The organism is Fructobacillus sp. ESL1117 (assembly GCF_058508565.1).
The window spans coordinates 239135-258467 of the sequence record NZ_CP196385.1 but is presented as its reverse complement, the minus strand read 5'-3'; the positions used below and the strand labels follow the sequence as shown (position 1 = coordinate 258467).

Annotated in this window: 7 protein-coding genes; 1 reads left to right on the top strand and 6 read right to left on the bottom strand. The window is 45.7% G+C overall.

What is annotated here, in order from left to right:
- Positions 1 to 116 precede the first annotated feature (116 nt).
- Positions 117 to 770 carry a YczE/YyaS/YitT family protein gene (locus tag ACSYSH_RS01120; protein WP_491702582.1) on the bottom strand — a complete coding sequence of 218 codons (654 nt, stop codon included), beginning with the start codon at positions 768 to 770 and terminating at the stop codon, positions 117 to 119.
- Positions 771 to 834: 64 nt separating this feature from the next.
- On the bottom strand, positions 835 to 1218 hold the full coding sequence (locus tag ACSYSH_RS01115) for a MarR family winged helix-turn-helix transcriptional regulator (RefSeq protein ID WP_489816543.1): 384 nt from the start codon (positions 1216 to 1218) through the stop codon (positions 835 to 837).
- Between the two features lie 103 nt (positions 1219 to 1321).
- Between ACSYSH_RS01115 and ACSYSH_RS01110 the strand changes: the two genes are divergently transcribed.
- Positions 1322 to 1762 carry a GNAT family N-acetyltransferase gene (locus ACSYSH_RS01110; RefSeq protein WP_491702583.1) on the top strand — a complete coding sequence of 147 codons (441 nt, stop codon included), beginning with the start codon at positions 1322 to 1324 and terminating at the stop codon, positions 1760 to 1762.
- A 143-nt stretch (positions 1763 to 1905) separates the two neighbouring features.
- Here ACSYSH_RS01110 and ACSYSH_RS01105 read toward each other — a convergent pair whose 3' ends face one another.
- The 4 genes from ACSYSH_RS01105 to ACSYSH_RS01090 all read right to left on the bottom strand — a co-directional run bounded on the left by ACSYSH_RS01105 (position 1906) and on the right by ACSYSH_RS01090 (position 19199).
- Positions 1906 to 2772, bottom strand: a complete 867-nt coding sequence (locus ACSYSH_RS01105) for a YitT family protein (RefSeq protein WP_489816462.1) — start codon at positions 2770 to 2772, stop codon at positions 1906 to 1908.
- Between the two features lie 233 nt (positions 2773 to 3005).
- Positions 3006 to 4790 (bottom strand): aspartate--tRNA ligase, encoded by a 1785-nt coding sequence (gene aspS, locus ACSYSH_RS01100; RefSeq protein ID WP_491702584.1) that lies wholly within the window; start codon positions 4788 to 4790, stop codon positions 3006 to 3008.
- A 2-nt stretch (positions 4791 to 4792) separates the two neighbouring features.
- The gene (hisS, locus tag ACSYSH_RS01095) at positions 4793 to 6097 is read right to left on the bottom strand and encodes a histidine--tRNA ligase (RefSeq protein ID WP_491702585.1); all 1305 of its coding nucleotides are present in this window, start codon (positions 6095 to 6097) and stop codon (positions 4793 to 4795) included.
- Between the two features lie 352 nt (positions 6098 to 6449).
- A complete protein-coding gene (locus ACSYSH_RS01090) occupies positions 6450 to 19199 on the bottom strand; it encodes a DUF1542 domain-containing protein (RefSeq protein WP_491702586.1) in 12750 nt (4249 codons plus the stop codon).
- Positions 19200 to 19333 lie beyond the last annotated feature (134 nt).

Below are 19333 nucleotides of genomic sequence, written 5' to 3'. Positions count from 1 at the left end.
TTTCATTGTACCGCTTTTCATCAAGAGTGACACAGCGTTCAGCAACATTAAAAAAGGGACTGATTACTGTCTCTGAACAGTCTAATTTATAACACAAAATAACCGTGGAAACCTGCTTATAATGGCGCATTTAACCGCAAAAAAGGAAAAGCCCGTTTGTTAAAATAAGCAATTAGTGGTCCATTACAAGCCAGAGAAAAGAGTGTTCCAGCTTGCACACCAACAACAGTGTGCAAATGAAACGCCGTTGCCCCAATCAAAATCACTGGTGGCACAAAGGCCACCAGCTGCGTCCAGGCAAAATGATGATGAAAAAAACGCCTTGTCAGTAACGTCGTGAATGAATCAGTCGGGTACATCCATAAATTTGCCCGTTGATAAAAAGAAGTTCCCAAGCAAACAACGATAATACCCACAATGGCCAAAAGAATGCGTAACCATAAATTTGTTGGTACCATCAAATTTTTTGACAACATCTTAACAAAAAAATAGATCAACTGGCTAAAAAGCAAAACAAACAGCAGCTCACCACTAACCGTCAGCCAAGACCAATGTTCTGATAAAAGCAGGTTAATGCCAATCACGATTAAACCAATTGTCGTCAAGATCAGCGAAATCCCCGCCCCGCTCCACTGCGCCAACCCTAATGCCGCTGCAGTCCACAAGCCATTGCCGGCAGTTGAAATAATTGATAGTGCGTTGCCAAAGGCCACCAGTACCAAGCCTAATAAAAAGAACATTAACCGCGTTCGAATATGATTATTTTCCAAAAAAAATCTCCCTTTTATTCTTACAGTTGCATTTGCAACTGTATCTGTTAAAATAAAGCACAGCTTAACTGTGCAAAATTTTGTTGAGTATTTTGTTCAAATTTGTTAATTCAGATGCAGACAAAGTTGCCAGCCGCTTCTTGATATATTGTCGCTCTAGTTGGGCTAGGACCTCGTAACGGTCACGTGCCTTTTGCGTTGGATAAAGTTGCTTATAATTTTTATTTTGAACAGCCGTGACCTTATCGATATAGCCCTGGTTATCCAATTTTTTCAAGGACCGACTAAGCGTCGTTTTATCAACCTGGATTAATTCTGCCAAATCAGACTGAGTCAGGCCTTCATGTTCCACAATGCGAATCAAATATAAAAACAGATTATTTTCTAATTGATACTGACTAGCAGCCTGGTTCATCTCTTTGGTTGCCCGTCGCGCAATCGATCCCATTTGACGAAACACTTCTAACTCAATCACAGATAAGCCTCCTTTTACACGCAGCAGTTGCATATGCAACATTATTATACAGGAAAACAGAAAGAAGATGAAACCAATGTGGCAAAAAAAGACAATAGACAACCTCACTGCCAATGAATTCTATCAGATACTCAAACTGCGTATCGATACCTTCGTTGTCGAGCAAAACCGCATCTACCATGAACTAGACGATAACGATACAAAAGCCATTCATATTTTTTACCAAGAAGACGAAAAAAGTCCCGTCCTCGCCTATGCCCGTGTTTTTCAAAATGGCAAAGACATTACCTTTGGCCGTGTCGTAACGAGTCCAGAGGCCCGTGGTACTGGCCTTGGTAACCAGTTAATGACTCAAATTTTGGCTGTTTGCCAGGAAAATTGGCCGACGCAAGCCATTGAAATTGAATCACAAGAACAGGTTGTTGGTTTTTATGAGAAATTTGGCTTTACGCCGATCGGCCAACCCTTTACTTTTGAGGGGACGCCTCACGTCACGATGCGTCATGAAGTAAAGTAAAAAATTTGCTTTCAGAAAACGATTTTGACTTCACAGTTTTTTTGGAGCTAATTTTAAATCTAGGCTTTTTCCGGGGCTGATTTATTGACCAAAAAAAGCGTCTCGATTGAGAACAATCGAGACGCTTTTGCTTTGTTTAACTTTTAAGGTTCCGGTTCGTAGAAGCGACCACCCGTATGCTCAACCTTTGACTCTGAGTAAAAGGCATTTGGATCAACTTCCTTGATGGCGTACCGCAATTCCGGTAATTCATGTTGCGTTACCACTGTTAGCAGAATTGATCGGTCACGGCCGGTATAACCGCCGTGAGCTGAATCAATGATTGTTACCCCACGACGCATCTTGTTTTGAATTGTGTCCGTCATTTCTTCTGGCTTATTCGTCACAATCATTTCTTGAATTTGTTGCTGGTGAGTATAGAAAAGATCGATAAAGTGGGCCGAAACAACCACACCGATAATGGAATAAAGGGCGTATTGCCAACCATAGGTCAAGCCAGCACCAACCATAATCAAGGCATTGAAGGCTAGGTTAACTGAACCAACCTTCATTCGGAATTGATGTTTCAATTCCATTCCAATGATATCCAGCCCACCGGTACCAACACCACACCGCAAGGCGGTTCCAACGGCCATTCCATTGATACCACCACCAAAGATGGCATTAATCAAAGGATCAGGCGTCAACACTGTTTTTGTCGCAAACAATGGCACAAAGGCTGCCGAGAGTAACACAGCCATCGCCGTAAAGACGGCGAAGCGTTTCGACAAGGTAAACCAAGCCAAAAGCAAAAGTGGCATGTTCACCAAGGCAATCGCCCAGGCAACATTAATTTTTCCGCCGGTTAACGTGTCAACTAATTGGGCTAACCCGGTAAAGCCAGACGAATAGACATGTCCAGGCAGCCAAAAATAGTTCAGCGCCAGCGACAGCATAATTGCGTAAAAGAATGCTCCAACAACTTGATGGAGGTAGTAGTGATCGAGATTTTTTCCTATTTTCCGTATCATTGTTTTTTGCTAGGTTAACTAAGGACGGTCCGACCAATCCTTAATCCCTAACCCTTTTGACCAACTTAAAAGCCTGGTCCTTAGCCTAACGACGCAAATCCGCCGTTCGATACATATATTTTAACAAGATTAGAAAATATTTGAAGAGCAATTTTATAAAAAATAGATAATTTTAATTAAAAAAACAGTAAAAAACGGTATCAAATCAAGTTTGATACCGTTTTGTTAAGTTTTTACTTATTTTCAGCAGCAGTCGGTACTTCCAAACCGAGTTCAAGCAATTGCGCACCAGCAACTGGTGTTGGTGCTTTTGTCATTGGCTCCGTTGCCTTTGAGTTCTTCGGGAAGGCAATTACTTCACGGATGTTATCTTGGCCAGCCAAGAGCATTGCCAAGCGGTCCAAACCAAGAGCAATCCCCCCCATTGGTGGGAACCCGTATTCCATTCCTTCAAGCAAGAAGCCAAAGGCTTGATTGGCTGATTCCTTGGTAAAACCAAGCGCCTTGAGCATCTTTTCTTGAATATCCGTTCGGTGAATACGAATTGAGCCAGAACCCAATTCGTAACCGTTCAAGACCAAGTCATAGGACTGGGCGTGGGCTTTGTGTGGGTCTTCGCCCTCATCTAAGTAATGCAAGTCTTCTTCGTTTGGCATCGTAAATGGATGGTGAGCAGCAATCCAACGGTCAAAGTCTTCTGAATATTCAAACAAAGGCCAGTCCACAATCCAGGCAAAACGCCAAGGATTTTCTTGGTCAACCAAGGCCAAATCAGTTGCTGTTTGGCGACGCAAGTAATCCAATGACGCAGCCACAACATCAGCACGACCAGCACCGAAGAGCAAAAGGTCTCCTGATTTGGCACCACTAGCCCCCACAATGGCTTCACCAGCTTCATCTGCAAAGAACTTAGCAATTGGGCCATTCAAGCCATCATCAGTCACCTTCATCCAGGCCAAGCCCTTTGCACCGAAACGTTCAATATACTGACCCAACTTATCGAGGTCCTTACGAGAATAGTGATCTGCCCCACCAGGAACAGCAATGGCTTTGACGACGCCACCGCCCTTGACAGCATTCGCAAAGACACCAAAATCAGAATCCTTGACCGTTTCTGACAAGTCTTTTATTTCATAGGCAATTCGTAAGTCCGGCTTGTCAGTACCAAAACGGTCCATTGATTCCTGCCATGTCAAACGCGTAATGTCCTCAACCTTTAAGTCGAAGTTTACCACGTCCTTCATGATCTGCTGAACCCAACGACCAACCAGTTCTTGAATTTCGGCAGCTGACATAAAGGAAGTTTCCATATCCAACTGCGTAAATTCAGGTTGTCGATCGCCACGTAAGTCTTCGTCTCGGAAACAACGGGCAATTTGGAAATAGCGATCGAAGCCGGCCCCCATCAAAAGTTGCTTAAATAGCTGAGGTGACTGTGGTAAGGCATAGAATGAACCAGGATAAATCCGCGAAGGAACCAAGTAATCACGAGCGCCTTCGGGCGTTGACTTAGCCAAATATGGCGTTTCAATATTAATAAAGTCGTTTTGGTCCATAAAATGGGTGGCAGAAGCCATGATTTTTGACCGAACACGCAAGTTTTTTTGCATTTCTGGACGGCGTAAGTCCAAGTAGCGGTACTGGAGTTTCAACTCTTCTCCAGCGTTCACGCCATCCTCAATATCAAAGACCGGCGTCTTGGCTTCTGCCAAAATTTCGGCCTTGGTTACCTTAACTTCAATGCCACCAGACTTAATCTTCTTATTTTCCTGACCTTCCGCACGGGCAACAACTTCACCCTCAATAGCCAAAACATATTCGTTTCGGACACCTTGAGCGACATCAAGGGCTGCCTGGTTAGCAGCAGAAAAAGTTAACTGAACAATCCCCTCACGGTCACGCAAGTCAATAAAGACTAGGTCACCAAAGTTACGACGCTTTTGTACCCAACCGGCCAACATCACCGTTTGGCCAATATATTGCTCATCAACTAAACCAGCATAAGTCGTTCGTTTCATTTTTATTCCTCCTCTGCTCCCAATGCCTTCATAATCCCTGCCAAGTCGTCTTGAACCTTCGCCAAGTCCAAATCAGCTTCATGCCCGGTAGCCATATCCTTAATCTGAACCTGATTTGTTTTCACTTCTTCTTCACCCAAGGTAATCACAAAGCGAGCATCGCGACGGTTGGCCGTCTTAAACTGTGCCTTCACTGACCGGCTGGTAAAGTCCAAATCAGCAGAGTAGCCCAAATCACGTAAGGCTGTTGCTAATTCAAGGGTCTTTGCTTGCGTATCCTCGCCAATGTGGACAAGGTAGAAATCAAGGGCAGCCGATTTCATCTCTGCCTGTCCCTGAGCCTGCAAGAGTGAGATCAATCTTTCGACACCTAATCCAAAACCAATCCCTGGTGTTTCTGGCCCACCAAATTCTTCAACCAAACCAGAGTAGCGCCCACCACCAGCAATGGTAGCAGCCCCCTTTAAGTTTGGATCTGTCGTCATGACCTCAAAAATCGTGTCATTATAATAATCCAGGCCGCGAACCATGGTTTGGTCAATTTCATAATCAATGCCCAAATCATCCAAGTAGCCCTTAACCGCCGCAAAATGGGCTTGTGATTCTTCTGAGAGGTAATCAAAAATTGTAGGCGCAGCCGCCACAATCTTTTGATCATTTTCATCTTTAGAATCTAAAATTCGCAAGGGGTTCTTTTCCAATCGAGTCTGTGAATCCTTTGATAGCTCAGCAACGTGGGGTTGCAAATAAGCGACTAATGCCTCCCGGTAAGCCTGGCGAGAACCCTGATCGCCCAAAGTATTCAAGGCGACCTTCAATTCCTTCAACCCTAACGAAACCAAAAACTTAACCACCATCGTAATCACTTCAGCATCTAAGCTCGGATCCTTTGACCCAAACGCCTCAACTCCGATTTGGTGGAATTGACGGAAGCGACCAGCTTGTGGACGTTCATAACGGAACATTGGACCCATGTAAAAAATTTTGTATGGGCTTTCGTGTTCTGGTCCAAAAAGCTTATTTTCAACATAAGCACGAACCACACCGGCCGTTCCTTCAGGGCGTAAGGCCATGTGTCGGTCACCTTTGTCGTTAAAGTCATACATTTCCTTGGTCACAACATCTGAAGTGTCCCCGGCCGAACGAGCGTAAACGTCAAAGGCTTCAAACATCGGTGTTCTGATTTCCCCGTAACCATACCGGGCGAAAATCTTCCGCGCTTGTTGCTCAATTCGCTGCCATTCGCGCACATTTTCTTCAAATAAATCTGCGGTCCCTTTAGGACGTTGAAAATTAGCTTTTCCCATTTCATCTATTCGACGCCCAGTGCGTCGCCTCCATTATGATTAAAAATAGTTAAAACGATTAGTAAAAAAACGCCCCTAACAGCCTTGCCAAATTGGCAAAGTTGTTAAGGGCGCTTTCGAGCACGGTACCACCTTAATTTCGTGTATTAACACGCTTTAATCCATAACGCGGATAGACGGCTGGGTTAACAGCAACCTTCCAGGTGTCTTCTAATGAAACTATTGTCTAACTTCCACCAACCGTCAGATCGCTTCCTGTCCAAGTTTCATCTTTTCCTGCTCATCGGCTAATCTATTTCTAAGTTTAGCAGTTTTTTAACAACTGTCAATACTTGAAACAAGCTGATTCGCCTTATTTTTCATCATCACGTTGTCGACGTCGTTTACCACTCAAGAAGGTCAGCAAACCAAGTGCAACCAATGGTAATAAGGCCATATTGGCTTCATGCTTCTGCAAACGCCCTGTCATTGGCAAGGCAGGTGCTTGATTTGGAGCAGATTGTGGTGCTGGGAGCGTTTCTGCTGTCTTAACAACTGGTTTCTGCCGGTCACTTTCAGCTTGGACATTAGCCACCACGCCATCAATCTCTTCCTCATTTGTTTGAAAAGCAACCTTCACTTCGTTTTCGGCTGCTGCCAGCGCAATTGCCTGCTTACCCTGTGTAATAATTTCATCAATTTCACGATCAGCCTGAGCAATTTCATCCGGCGTTAAGTTTGGTAATTTGTCAATCTTGTCCTTGGCTGCTTGACCATAACCAGCTAACTGGTTATCAGCATCAGCCTTGGTGTTAACAAAAATTGAGTTTGCAACATCCTTTTGAATTGTTGCTAAGCCGTCATCCAATTCCTGCTGAATGGCTTGCGTTGTCGTTGCTTGATCAATCTGAGCCTTGGCAGCCGCAGCATCCTGGTCGACCTTGGCCTTATCGGCACCCTTTTGGGCAGCCACCAGGGCAGTCAGGCCATCAATCGTGGCCTTGGCCTGGCCACTGGCATTGTCGATGGCCGTCTTGGCTTGGGTACGAGCGCTTGCTACCGTTTGTCCACTTATATTGGCAGCAGCGGCGGCAACCTGATCGACTGCTGCTTGACTATTGTTCAAGGCAGTTGTTACCCCGTTGGTATCCGTTGCAGCAGCAATTTGTCCCAGACCGGCCTTCACAGCGGCAGCAATCTCGGCGTCCGCCTGGTTGATTTGATCAGGAGTCAAATCTGGCAGTGCAGCAATCTTATCTTTGGCAGCTTGACCATACTGAGTCAAAGCAGCGGCGGCAGCTTCCTTTTGTGACTGCAACTGAGCGGCAGCGGTGTCGACGTTCAATCTGTCTGTCCCAGCATTTTGAGCTTTCGTAATCTCAGCTGCGTTCGTTGCCTGGACAATTGCTGCCTTGGCAGCAGCTGCATCCTGATCAATTTGAGTCTCACGAGCTGCCTTGTCAGACAATGGTGTCAAACCATCAATGGCAGCTTTGGCCTTAGCAGCGACAGCGTCAATGACACTGTCGGCAGCATTCTTTTCCTTGGTCACGGTCTGCTGGCTTTGACTTTGGGAAGCTAAACTGATATTATCAATGGCTTTTTCACCATCAGCCAATGCGGTTTGAACACTAGCCAAGTTTTGCGCCTGGTTAATATTATCCGTCCAAGTTTGAACCTTTTCATCAATATCAGCATTGGCCTGATTGATTTGGTCCGTGGTCAAATCAGGAAGTGAGGTAATCGTCTGCTTTGCTTGGTTTGCATAGGCCAAGAGTCGAGCCGCTGCATCTCGTTGGGCGTTTTCAACCTGTGAATACAAAACATCCTGGTTGATGTTGTTAATACCAGTTTGCTTTGCCTGCGTAATGGCAGCGGTATCCGTTGCAGCATCAATACTTTGAGCAGCTATCTGCGCATCTTGATCCACTTGGTTTTCCTTCGCCTGCTTTTCTGATTCAGACAAAGGCGTCAAATCCTCAATCGATGCCTTCGCCTTAGCCGCAGCAGCCGTAATAGCGTTTTTGGCATCCTGCTTAGCATCAGAAACCACCTGGTTACTCTGACCTTGAGCCGTCGTTGAAACACCATCAATGGTTTGTTCGGCATTGGTCAAAGCTGATTTTACATCATCAATCGTCTGCGCAGCAGTCAGCGCTTTGTCACCAGCAGCAACAGCCGCTTCAATTTTTGCTTTTGCATCCGTCAAATCAGCTGCTGGTAAATCAGGTAACGAAGTGATGGCAGCCTCCGCATTATCGGCGTATGCCCGTAAACGAGCTGTCGCATCTTCTTGTGCACTCTCAACTTGAGCAGCACTCACGTCATTATTGATAGCGCTTAAACCACTACTTTGATCAGCGGCAACCTGTTCGGTCGTCGTGTCTTGCGCAATCTTTAGCTTTGCGGCAGCAGCATCTTGATCAACCTGATTTTCACGATCCGCTTTATCGGACAAGGGATTCAAGCCATCAATAGTAGCCTTGGCTTTGGCAGCAGCAGCATCAATCGCTGAGTTAGCCGCATCTTTAGCAGTTTTCACGATAGCATCGCTACTACTTTGTGACTTTGCTTGCACGGCATCAACCGCCGCTTCGCCATTTTTCAAGACAGCCGCCACGCCATTGACATCGGTGGCACCAGCAATGTTAGTCTGACCAGCCTGAACAACACTGTCAATTTGAGCATTGGCTTGATTGATTTGGTCTGTTGTCAAATCAGGCATCGAAGCAATCTTGCCTTTGGCACTTTGACCATACTGAGTCAATTCGGCATTCGCCTGTTCTTGAGCTGATTTCAATTGAGCATTTCCGGTGTCGGTATCCAACGTATCGGTTCCAGCCTTTTGAGCCTTGGCAATATCAGTTTCATTCGTTGCGTTATTAATCGCCTTCTTAGCGGCAGCGGCATCCTGATCGATTTGAGCTTCACGAGCTGCCTTGTCAGACAACGGGCTCAAAGCAGCAATGGCCTCCTTGGCCTTAACGGCAGCGGCATCAATTACACTGTTAGCAGCGGCCTTTTCATTGCTAACTGTCGTATTACTGTTTATCTGAGCATTGGTCTGAACGGCATCAACTGCAGCTTTGCCATTCTTCAAAGCTGCCGCCACGCCATTGGCATCTGTCGCACCAGCAATGTTACCCTGACCAGTATTAACAGCAGCATCAATCTGCGCATTGGCTTGACTGATTTGGTCTGTTGTCAAATCAGGCATCAAAGCAATCTTGTCCTTGGCACTTTGACCATACTGCGTTAATGCAGCATTAGCAGCTTCCTTTGCTGATTGCAACTGGCCAGCAGCCGTCACCTTATTAATAGCATCCTGACCGCTATCTTGCGCAGCATTAATACCGGTTTGATTCTGAGCATCAGCAATGGCCGTCTTAGCCGCTTGAGCAGCAGCATCAATCTGTGACTCAGGGGTCGCCTTGTCCGCTAATGGATTCATACCCTCAAGAGTAGCCTTGGCAGCCTTCACAGCGGCATCAATGGCATTATCAGCCATCATTCGCTCATTCGCAACAGTTGCGTCACTAATATTCTGAGCATCTTGCTGAATGTTTTCAAGATTTTTCTCGCCTGCCGCAAAAGCAGTCGCAACCCCGGCAGCATCAGCGGAAGCATCAATTTGTCCTTGAGCAGCCTGCACAGCAGCATCAATCTGGTCATTAAAGGTATTGATTTGATCAGTGGTCAAATCAGGCATCACCTTGATTTTATCCTTAGCTTCTTGGCCATCAGCTGCCAAAGTATTTTTATCGGTTTCCTTCGTTGATTGCAATTGAGCAGCAACAGTGTCATTTGTAATCACAGCTGTACCGGTCGTTTGAGCAGCCATAATAGAAACTTTGTTCTTGGCCTGGTCAATTTCATCCTTGGCATTTTGCGCATCCGTTGCGACCTGAGCCTCACGATTTTGCTTATCAGATAATGGTGTCATTGCATCAATCTGATCCGTTGCTTGCTTCGCAGCAGCATCGATAGTAGCCTTAGCATCTGACTTTTCCTTAGCAACGGTTGCAGCACTCTCGGCTTGGGCTACATCTTCAGCATCCTTGATGCCGGCTTGACCACTTGTCAAAGCTGTTGCAACGCCATTAGCATCTGTTGCAGCCTGGATTTGCTCTTGGCCAGCGTTGAATGCGGCATCAATAGCAGCGTTAGCAGCCGCGATTTGGTCAGTAGTCAAATCAGGTAGAGCCTTAATCTGATTTTTAGCATCCTGATCGGCCTGAGTCAGTGTTGCAATCGCCGCTTCTTTGGTTGACTGCAATTGCGCAGCAGTCGTTTGATTGGCAATCGCAGTCGTACCGCTATTTTGTGCAGACGTAATGTCGTTTTTGTTACCAGCCTTAGCAATCGCTTCCTTGGCAACCTGAGCTGCGGCCGCAACCGCTTTTTCAGGAGTCATCTTATCTGCCAACGGGTTCATGCCCTCAATGGTAGCATTAGCGTTCTTAACAGCGGCATCGATGGCAGCATCGGCATTCTTTTGCTCCTGTTGAACCGTCGTGTCACTGTTTGTCTGAGAACTTGCTTGGACGGCATCCACAGCCTGTTCACCATTAGCTAAAGCAGTCGCAACCCCGGCAGCATCAGCGGAAGCATCAATTTGTCCCTGACCAGCCTGCACAGCAGCAGCAATATCTTGGTTAGCTTGATCAATCTGGTCCTGGGTCAAATCAGGCATCTTCGCGATGGCGTCTTTGGCTATTTGACCATAAGTTGCCAAGGCGGCGTCAGCGGCCTCCTTTTTCGACTTTAATTGGGCGTCGGTGGCAGCTTGGGTAATCGCAGAAGTACCAACGTTCTGTGCCGTTTTAATATCCGTTTCATTAGTTGCCTGCAAAATCGCTTTCTTAGCATTATCGGCAGCCGTATCAACTTGAGCAAGACGCATCGCCTCATCCGACAATGGATTCAAACCATTGATGGTATCCTTTGCTTGCTTGACAGCGGCATCAATTGCGGCATCGGCAGCGTCACGTTCTTGCTGAACCGCTGCATTACTCTGCTCTTGTGCTGTGTCTTGCGCCTGATCAACAGCGGCCTTACCATCAGTTAGAGCCTTGGCCACGCCATTCGTATCCGTTGAAGCGTTAATATTCGTTTGTCCTGAAGAAACAGCAGCATCAACAGCATCATCAGCCTGCTGGCGTTGGACATCCGTCAAATCGGGCATCGCCTTAATCGCATTCTTGGCACTTTGACCATAGTTGGCCAAATCAGCATTTGCCTTTTCCTTAGCAGATTGTAACTGGGCAGCCGTTGTATCGTTTGTGATGGCTGTTGTGCCAGCATTTTGAGCCGTGGTTACATCAGCCATCGTCGTTGCCTTGGCAACTGCATTCTTGGCATTTTGAGCGTCCGTATCAATCTGATTTTCACGACTTTGTTGATCAGATAATGGCGTCAACCCATCTAATGTTGCCTTGGCAGCCTTGACCGCAGCTTCGATGACAGCATCGGCGTCACTTTGTGCTTGCTGAACCGCCGCTTGATTATTGTTTTGCGCGGTCGCTTGGATGCCATCAATAACCTTTTCGGCAGCCGCCAAAGCAGGGGCAACATCGGCCTGACTAGTTGTCGCATCGATTGCTGACTGGCCTTGATTAACCGCATTTGTAATATCGGTATTTGCTTGCTGACGTTGGGCATCTGTTAAATCAGGCAGTGCCATAATTTTGGCATAAGCGTTTTGACCATAGGTAGTCAAATCGGCATCCGCTTTTTCCTGCGCTGATTTTAACTGAGCAGCGGTCACATGATTGGTAATAGCTGTTGTTCCAGCGCTCTGCGCAGCAAGAAAGCCTTGATTGTTTTTCGCAGCATCAAGAGCAGCTTCAGCATCCTTGACATCTTGATCAATTTGATTAAGACGTGCTGTCATATCACTGAGTGGGTTCAATCCATTAATTGTTTGTGAAGCAGTTGCCGCAGCTTGATTGATCGCAGCTTCTGCAGCAGAACGTTCTTGGTCAACAATCTTTTGACTATTTGCCTGAGCAGTCAAACTAACGATGTTAATCGCTGATTCACCACTGTAAAGCGCACTCTGCATATCGGCAAGGTTCCTTGTATTGACAATATTTCCTGACCAAACCTTCACCAGGTCGTCAATACCGTTGTCGGCACTCGTATAACTATCACTTGGTAAATCAGGCAGACTGCTGATTGTTGACTTTGTTTGATCGGCATAGGCCTGAAGACGCTTCTTAGCTTCAGTCTGTAAACTGACAATTTCGGCTGAGAGCACATCCTGATTGATTGCCTGAACACCCGTTTGCTGTGCTTGGTTAATGGAACTCAAACTCGTAGCCACGTTGATACTAGTCTTTGCATTACCAGCATCGGCTTCCAACTGCTTTTCTTGAGCAGCTTGATCATCTGTCGACAGCGACAAATGATTCAACTTTTCTTGAGCAGCTGCGAGGGTCGCATCAATTGCAGCAGTAGCATCTGATTGTGCCTGATTCAACGCTTGCTGGCTTTGATTTTGAGCGGTTGTTGCAGCTGCATCAATAGCCTGTTCGGCAGCAATCAAAGCACTTGCCATTGCCGCATGTTCTGAAGCACCCAAAATATTGTTATTACCATTATTAACAGCATTCTCAATTGCCGTCTTAGCAGTCGTCACGTTATCAGCTGACAGACCAGGCATCAAAGCAACGGCCGTTTCAGCATTTGTCGCATAGTTCTGCAAACGGCTAATCGCATCTTCTTGACTACTCTTTTGCTGGGCGTTGGCCGCATCAGCATTCAGCGCTGCCATTGCTTTTCCTTGTGCTGCCGTCACGTCAGCAGTAGCACTCGTGCTTTCCAAAGCAGTTTTGGCACTGGTAACATCCGTATCCACTTGATCTAACCGTGTTTGCCGGTCACTCAACAGAGTCAAATTATTAATAGTAGCCTTTACTGCTGTTGCAACTGCATCAATTGTAGCATCAGCAGCTGTCCGGGCGGAAATCAAAGCCGCATTACTCTGGTTAATCGCAATCACGCCCGCACGGTTAATTGCAAACTCGGCTGCAACCAAAGATCGCGTTACCCCCGCCAAGTCCGTAGCCGCATTAATATTTGTTGTCCCACTGGTTACGGCATTCGTAATCGAAGTATTCGCTTGACTGGCTTGCGCATCTGTTAAGTTAGGCAACTTCGTTAAGGCGGTCCGACCATTTTGGGCGTAAGCGTTCAACTGGTTAATGCTGTCTTCTTTAGCATTTTGCAAAGCAGCAGTGGCCTGCTGATTGCTAATCGTAGTCAGACCATTATTCTGATCAACCGTCACCGCAGCAATTGTTGTTTCATTTTGAATACTATTTTTAGCAGCGGTTACAGCTGCATCAACATTATCCTTAAAGGTTGTCTTTTCATTAGTGTCCAAGACCGGTAACTGATCAATGGCAGTCTTGGCAGCTGCAGCTGCCTGATCAAGCGCAGTGCCAGCAGCAGTCTTGGCATTTACCAGTGCATTGTCGCTTTGTGACTGTGTTGTTGTTATCACCTTGTTCAGGCTACTCTCAGCCGTTTGAAAGTTCGTCAAAACATCAGCCTGGTTCTGACTACCATTAATGGCCGCCTGACCGTTTGAAACAGTCGAATCAATATCACGATTGGCTTGGTTAATTTGGTCTTCGGTCAAATTAGGCAAGGCCAAAATCTTATTTTTGGCAGTCTGACCATCCTTGAGTAACTGAGCGTTGTCTGCTTCCTTCATGTTTTGCAAACTAGCAGCGGTTTGAATGCCAGTAATCGTGTTACTGATGGCATTTGTTTGATCATTTGTCACTGCAGCAGTTGTGGTTTCTTGGTTAATCAGATTAGTAGCAGCCGTCACGGCGGCGTCAACTTGATTTTGAAATGTCTGAGTTTCATCAGACTGTAACGGCTGCAAACCACCAATGATGGTCTTGGCTGTCGCACCAGCCTGCGTAACCGCTGCGATAGCTGCTTCTTTAGCACTTGCTAAGGTTGCTGCAGCTTGATCAGCACTAATCTTTTGCAAACCAGCCGCCTGATCGTTGGCAATGTCAGCTGAGTTTTGATCGGCCGCAATCTTGACCTTCGCCGCATCCCCATCGCTCTTAATTGCCGCAAGCCGATCAGCTTGGTCCTGCAATGGGCTCAACTGTTGCACGGCTGCTTGGGCATTTTCAACAGCCTGATCAATCGCTCCATCAGCATCACTCTTTGCTTTGGCAACAATCGTAGCACTTTGGGCTTGAGCAGCAGCCTTAATTTTATCAATGCTGTCCTTAGCAGCTTGGAAGTTTGTAGTAACGGTGGTTGTATCTTGACCACCATTAATTGAAGACTGACCAGCCGTGATAGCAGCATCAATCTGGCCATCATAGTCACTGATTTGCTCAGGAGTCAAATCAGGCATAATCGTCTTGTCCGCAATGGCATTCTTGGCATTTTGACCGTATTGGTCCAACTGATGGTTGTCAGCTTCCTTGCTGTTTTGCAAATTAGCAGCATCCTGGATACTACTAATTTGACTACTGAAATCTGTTTGGTCCCCATTGACAGCATTGACAGTCGTTTCCTGATTAATTTGACTTGTCGCAGTTGCCAAAACAACGTCAGCTTGGTCCTGATACGCTTGAATTTCCTTAGAATCCAATGGTGTTAAATGACCAATGGCCGTTTTCGTATCCTGGTTAACCTGTGTTACTGCGGCAATGGCACCTTCTTTGGCACTCTGCAAAACTGCAGCGTTTTTATCATTTGTAATTGCCTGCAAACCGGTCGTTTGATCGCTTGAAATAGCTGCAGTATTTTGGTCGGCAGCAATCTTAGCTTTCGCAGCATCGCCGTCTTTTTGAATTTGAGAAAGACGATTGGCTTGGTCACTAAGTGGGTTCAACTGTTGCACAACTGTCTTTGCAGCCGCAACAGCCTGATCAATCGCATCACCGGCAGTACTCTTAGCATTCTTCACAGTGGTGTCGCTGTTGGTCTGAGCAGTTGCAGTGATGCTATCAATAACTTCCTCAGCTTTTTGCAAAGCCGCTGTGGCATCCGTCACCTGCTGGGCACTGGTGATGTTGTCCTGACCAGTTTGCAAGGCATTTTTAATCCCCGTCGTTGCTTGGCTAATTTGTGCCTCATTTAAATCAGGCAAAGCCGCAATTCGGTTCTGCGCTGCTACTGCATAGTCTGTCAAAACGGTTTGATCACCATCCCGAGTAATTACTAGCACACCGTTTTGCTCTTCAGACTGCGCCAAACTTGGTGTGGTCGTAGTATTGACCTTGGTCTTGGCATTATCACGATCAGCATTGACCTGGTCAATCGCCTGTTGTTGGTTAGCGCCCAAATTCTTTAGGGCACTAATAATATTGGTTTGCTGCAAGGCAGCATCATCCAAGACAGCCTCACTAGCAATCTGAGCTTCCTTGGTTTGACCGGCAGACTGAACAGTCGTGATGTCATTCGTATTAGTTGCTGATTGGACAGACTGCTTAGCCGCTGCTTGCGCATTGGTCACTTTAGTAATAGCGGCTTGCTTAGCAGTGGTGTCAATGTTGGATAGTGCATTAACCTTGTTTGTTGCAATCAACGCATCATTGTCCAAGGTTGAATTGGCCACCGTTTGGCTAACGGCAACTTGACCATTAATTTGCGCTTCGGCTACTTGCTCTGTATTGGCTGAATTATTAATGTTGGTTGTTGCCGCTGCAACTTGTTGGTCAATGACCTGATCAGCAGCCTGCTTAGCATCGGCCGATAACGGTGCCAAGGCAGCAATCTTAGCCTTGGCATCCGTTGCAAACTGGCCCAAGGCGCTAATGGTATTGGACTTAGCGGTGTTCATCGCTGTTTCACTCTGGCCCTGGTAACCGTTCTTGAGGTTATCAACGTCATTTTCACCAGCCTTCAAAGCTGCCAAAACATCATCAATTAGGCTCTTCGTCCCAATGTTGTTTTGACCATTGGTAACGGCGCGATTAATATCTTGAGCCGCTTGGGCTAACTGATCTGCTGAAAGTCCTGGCATTTGGCTAATCTGCTTTAAGGCGCTTTGACCATAGTCGTTCAATTCAGCTTCTGATCCATCCTGCGTCAAGGTCACATTCGCCGCATTAATCTTGGTCTGTAAGTCAGCTGCACTAGTGGCATTTGATAAATCAGCCTGGGCATTGTTTCGGTGAGTTTCAATCTGTTGCAAGGCGGTTTTCTGGTCAGCGGAAGATATGTTGTTCATGCCTGCCACTTGACTAGCTTGAGTATTCGCATCGCTATCAATGACTGCCGCAGCAGCATCCCGTTGAATGCTCAAGACACCAGAATTTTGGGCATCCTCAACAACATCCTTGGACTTGGCAGTCTGAATGGTAGTAATAGCCGTCGCTTGTTCAGCCTTAACCTTGTTAACCGCCGCCGCCTTGTCAGTATCAGACATGTTTGGTAGGTCATTAATCTTCTGAATGGCTGTATCAGCAGCACCGTTAATCGCCACTTCAGCAGCATTCCGTGAGCCATCCAATGACTTATATACATAGACAACCGTATCGGTGCCGTTGGCCAAAGTCAAGCTGGCACCAGGAGCGACTTTTTGACCGTTTACTAAGACATAACTAATTTCATAATTATCAACAGCCGGTTCAATCGGAATCGTGACTGTTTGACCCGTGATACCAGTCATCGTGATTGGTGAGGCCGGTGACAAAGTCTGACCACCATCAGTTTGATAAGTTGGTGTAACGGTTTGACTATTTCCCTCAACGTATAACTGAACCGTTGGATTGCTTGTCCCAACAGTTGTCGTTGTTGGTTGAGTCGCAGTTGTTGAAAGGTGGTATCCATCTGGAACACCATTTTTGGTGTAATAAGAATCGGTCCAATCGATGATATTGCCATAGTTTGATGAAACCGGAGCGGTGGTTCCAGCATTTTGGGCCGACATAATCTTACCAGTATTCTGATCTACGTACTCATACGAGGTTGTCTCTGGTTGACCATAAACATAAACTTTATAAACAAAGTTCGTTCCTAAAACGGGAACAATGGCAACATTTGCCTGACCAGTATCACTATCACCGTTATCACTTGTGGTTGATGAATCACCGCCAGATTGAGCATCCGTCTTGGCACCGGCGTAGACTTGGTTGCCCAAAGCCCACATATAATTGGCAGGCATATCAACTTGAGAAACTTCTTTTGTTTTCAAAGACAAAAACTGACCAATATAAGCATCACTTGGCATGCTAATCAGTTTTTTATCACCAACATTATTACCATTCTGATCGACATATTGTACGTAAATATTACCAGGAGCAATTGAATTGGTTTGAATTTCACGTGATTGGTTGGAAATAATATTGGTTGGAGTGGTACTACCATCGGAATTAACGAGATAAGCATTGGCCGCATTTTTGATGATTAGTTGAGAAAACTGGCCATTGATATCACCATTTGGTGTCGCAGTCGCTGTATCGTAACCGGTCCAAGATGACAAATTCGAATTATTAATCGTAAACGCAGTCGATGCCAATCCAAAGTTATAAATCACACCATAGCCGTTATTAGCCGGTGTTCCGTTCGTATTCAGCATTGCTAGGTGCAACTTTTTTGGTGAAATAAATTGAATAGACGAAGTACCACCTAACGCAACGACCACATCAGGGTAGTATTGATTAATGTCCACCTGGGCGCCAGCATTAAAAATCATCTTAGTATTATTGACTAAGTAAATAGAATATGCTTGCGTCGTTTTTGGAATAATCAAATCAAAGTTTTGCCCAAAGGTAAAAACGGCGTTTTGAACGCCGCCATTATCAGGCATATAGATAAAACGTTGGAAACCATTTTGCGACCAGGTAACATTGTCACCAACCGTCATCCCATTTAAGTATTGGTAAATGGTTGAATAGTTAGCAGATTGACTGACATCATAAAGCGAGGCCGAAAATGATGAACCATCACCCATTGTGATATTGTTTCCATAACCGGCATAGCCTGGGTAGGCAATCACACCCATATAAAAAATCGAGTTTTTATAATCGTTGGCCGTTCGCTGTACCTTGACCGAGGCACCGTTAGCAAAGTTAATACTCGTCACAGCCCGAGTCAATTCATTGGTAATGTTAAACGTGTTTGTCCCAGAAAAGGTAATTTTTCCACCATAGCCCAAATAGGCTAAACGAATGGCATTCGTATTAGCAGCGTCGTTGCTGAGGCTGACGTTATCGACAACCATTGACGTGTATTCGCCCACACCAATCCGAACCAATGATTCATCTTGATTATCGTTATCCCCCCAGTTATAACCTTGTTGGAAGTTGGCGTTAGTTAAGGTAATGTTGTTAGCACTATAACTATCATACATCCGGAAATTGTTTTGTCCCAAATCAATTGTGTGGCCGTTTCCGTTGATAACGACACTACTACTAGCTGGGCGCCAACCAAGACTGCCAGTTGCGCCTGGTGTAATATCTTGAGTAATATTGATATAGGTCGTACTGCCATCTTGCCAAGCGGCATTCAATTGGTCAAATGTTGCTACATCAACCTTCTTTTGCTGATAATTTTGTGGGTTAGTGATTTGATCCGGCACGGCTACGGTCACAGAAGTTGGGGTTTGGACCGTTTGACCGCTATTAACCGTATTATTAAAATCAGTGCGACCACTGTCGGCATTTGGTGTTACCGTTGAGGTATTACCGGTCGACAAATTGGCACCCAATTGTTCAGAATTAGCGGCAGAGTCAGCCCCTCCTAATCTCATTTCAAGCGTTTGACTGTCGGCGCTATCACTGCCAGTACTTGATTCATTGGCCGACTGACTTTCACTTTGACTAACTGAAGTCGACTGGCTAGTACTTTGGCTGACTGAAGTTGATTGACTAGCGCTAATCGACTGGCTAGTACTTTGACTGGCTGAAACCGACTGGCTAGCAGAACTTGACTGATTTACTGTTTGACTCGTGGTATTATTAATCGGCGCCTGACTTGTAGGAGTCGAGTCGGCATGCACACTTGCCCCATCAACCGCAGTCAACAGACCAAAACTAGCGACCGCAATTGATGCAAAAAGCCAGTATTTACCAGCCTTGTACATCTTGTAATGCTCCTTTGTATTAACGCTTATTTTACGATTTGTTAACATAATCATTATCCGCTTTCTACTTTTATTTCAGCGCAACACATTCAAGAAATAAATGTAACTTTAATCATCTAATTCTAACTCTTTTAGAATGACTTGTAAACAATTAAGAATTGTTCTTTTTTAATCAAAAACTACTATTT

Bases quoted from the DNA above. Each gene is read 5' to 3' on its own strand.
- ACSYSH_RS01115 (WP_489816543.1), bottom strand. From the start codon at position 1,218: ATGGGATCGATTGCGCGACGGGCAACCAAAGAGATGAACCAGGCTGCT.
- ACSYSH_RS01110 (WP_491702583.1), top strand. From the start codon at position 1,322: ATGTGGCAAAAAAAGACAATAGACAACCTCACTGCCAATGAATTCTAT.
- ACSYSH_RS01105 (WP_489816462.1), bottom strand. From the start codon at position 2,772: ATGATACGGAAAATAGGAAAAAATCTCGATCACTACTACCTCCATCAA.
- aspS (WP_491702584.1), bottom strand. From the start codon at position 4,790: ATGAAACGAACGACTTATGCTGGTTTAGTTGATGAGCAATATATTGGC.
- hisS (WP_491702585.1), bottom strand. From the start codon at position 6,097: ATGGGAAAAGCTAATTTTCAACGTCCTAAAGGGACCGCAGATTTATTT.
- ACSYSH_RS01090 (WP_491702586.1), bottom strand. From the start codon at position 19,199: ATGATTATGTTAACAAATCGTAAAATAAGCGTTAATACAAAGGAGCAT.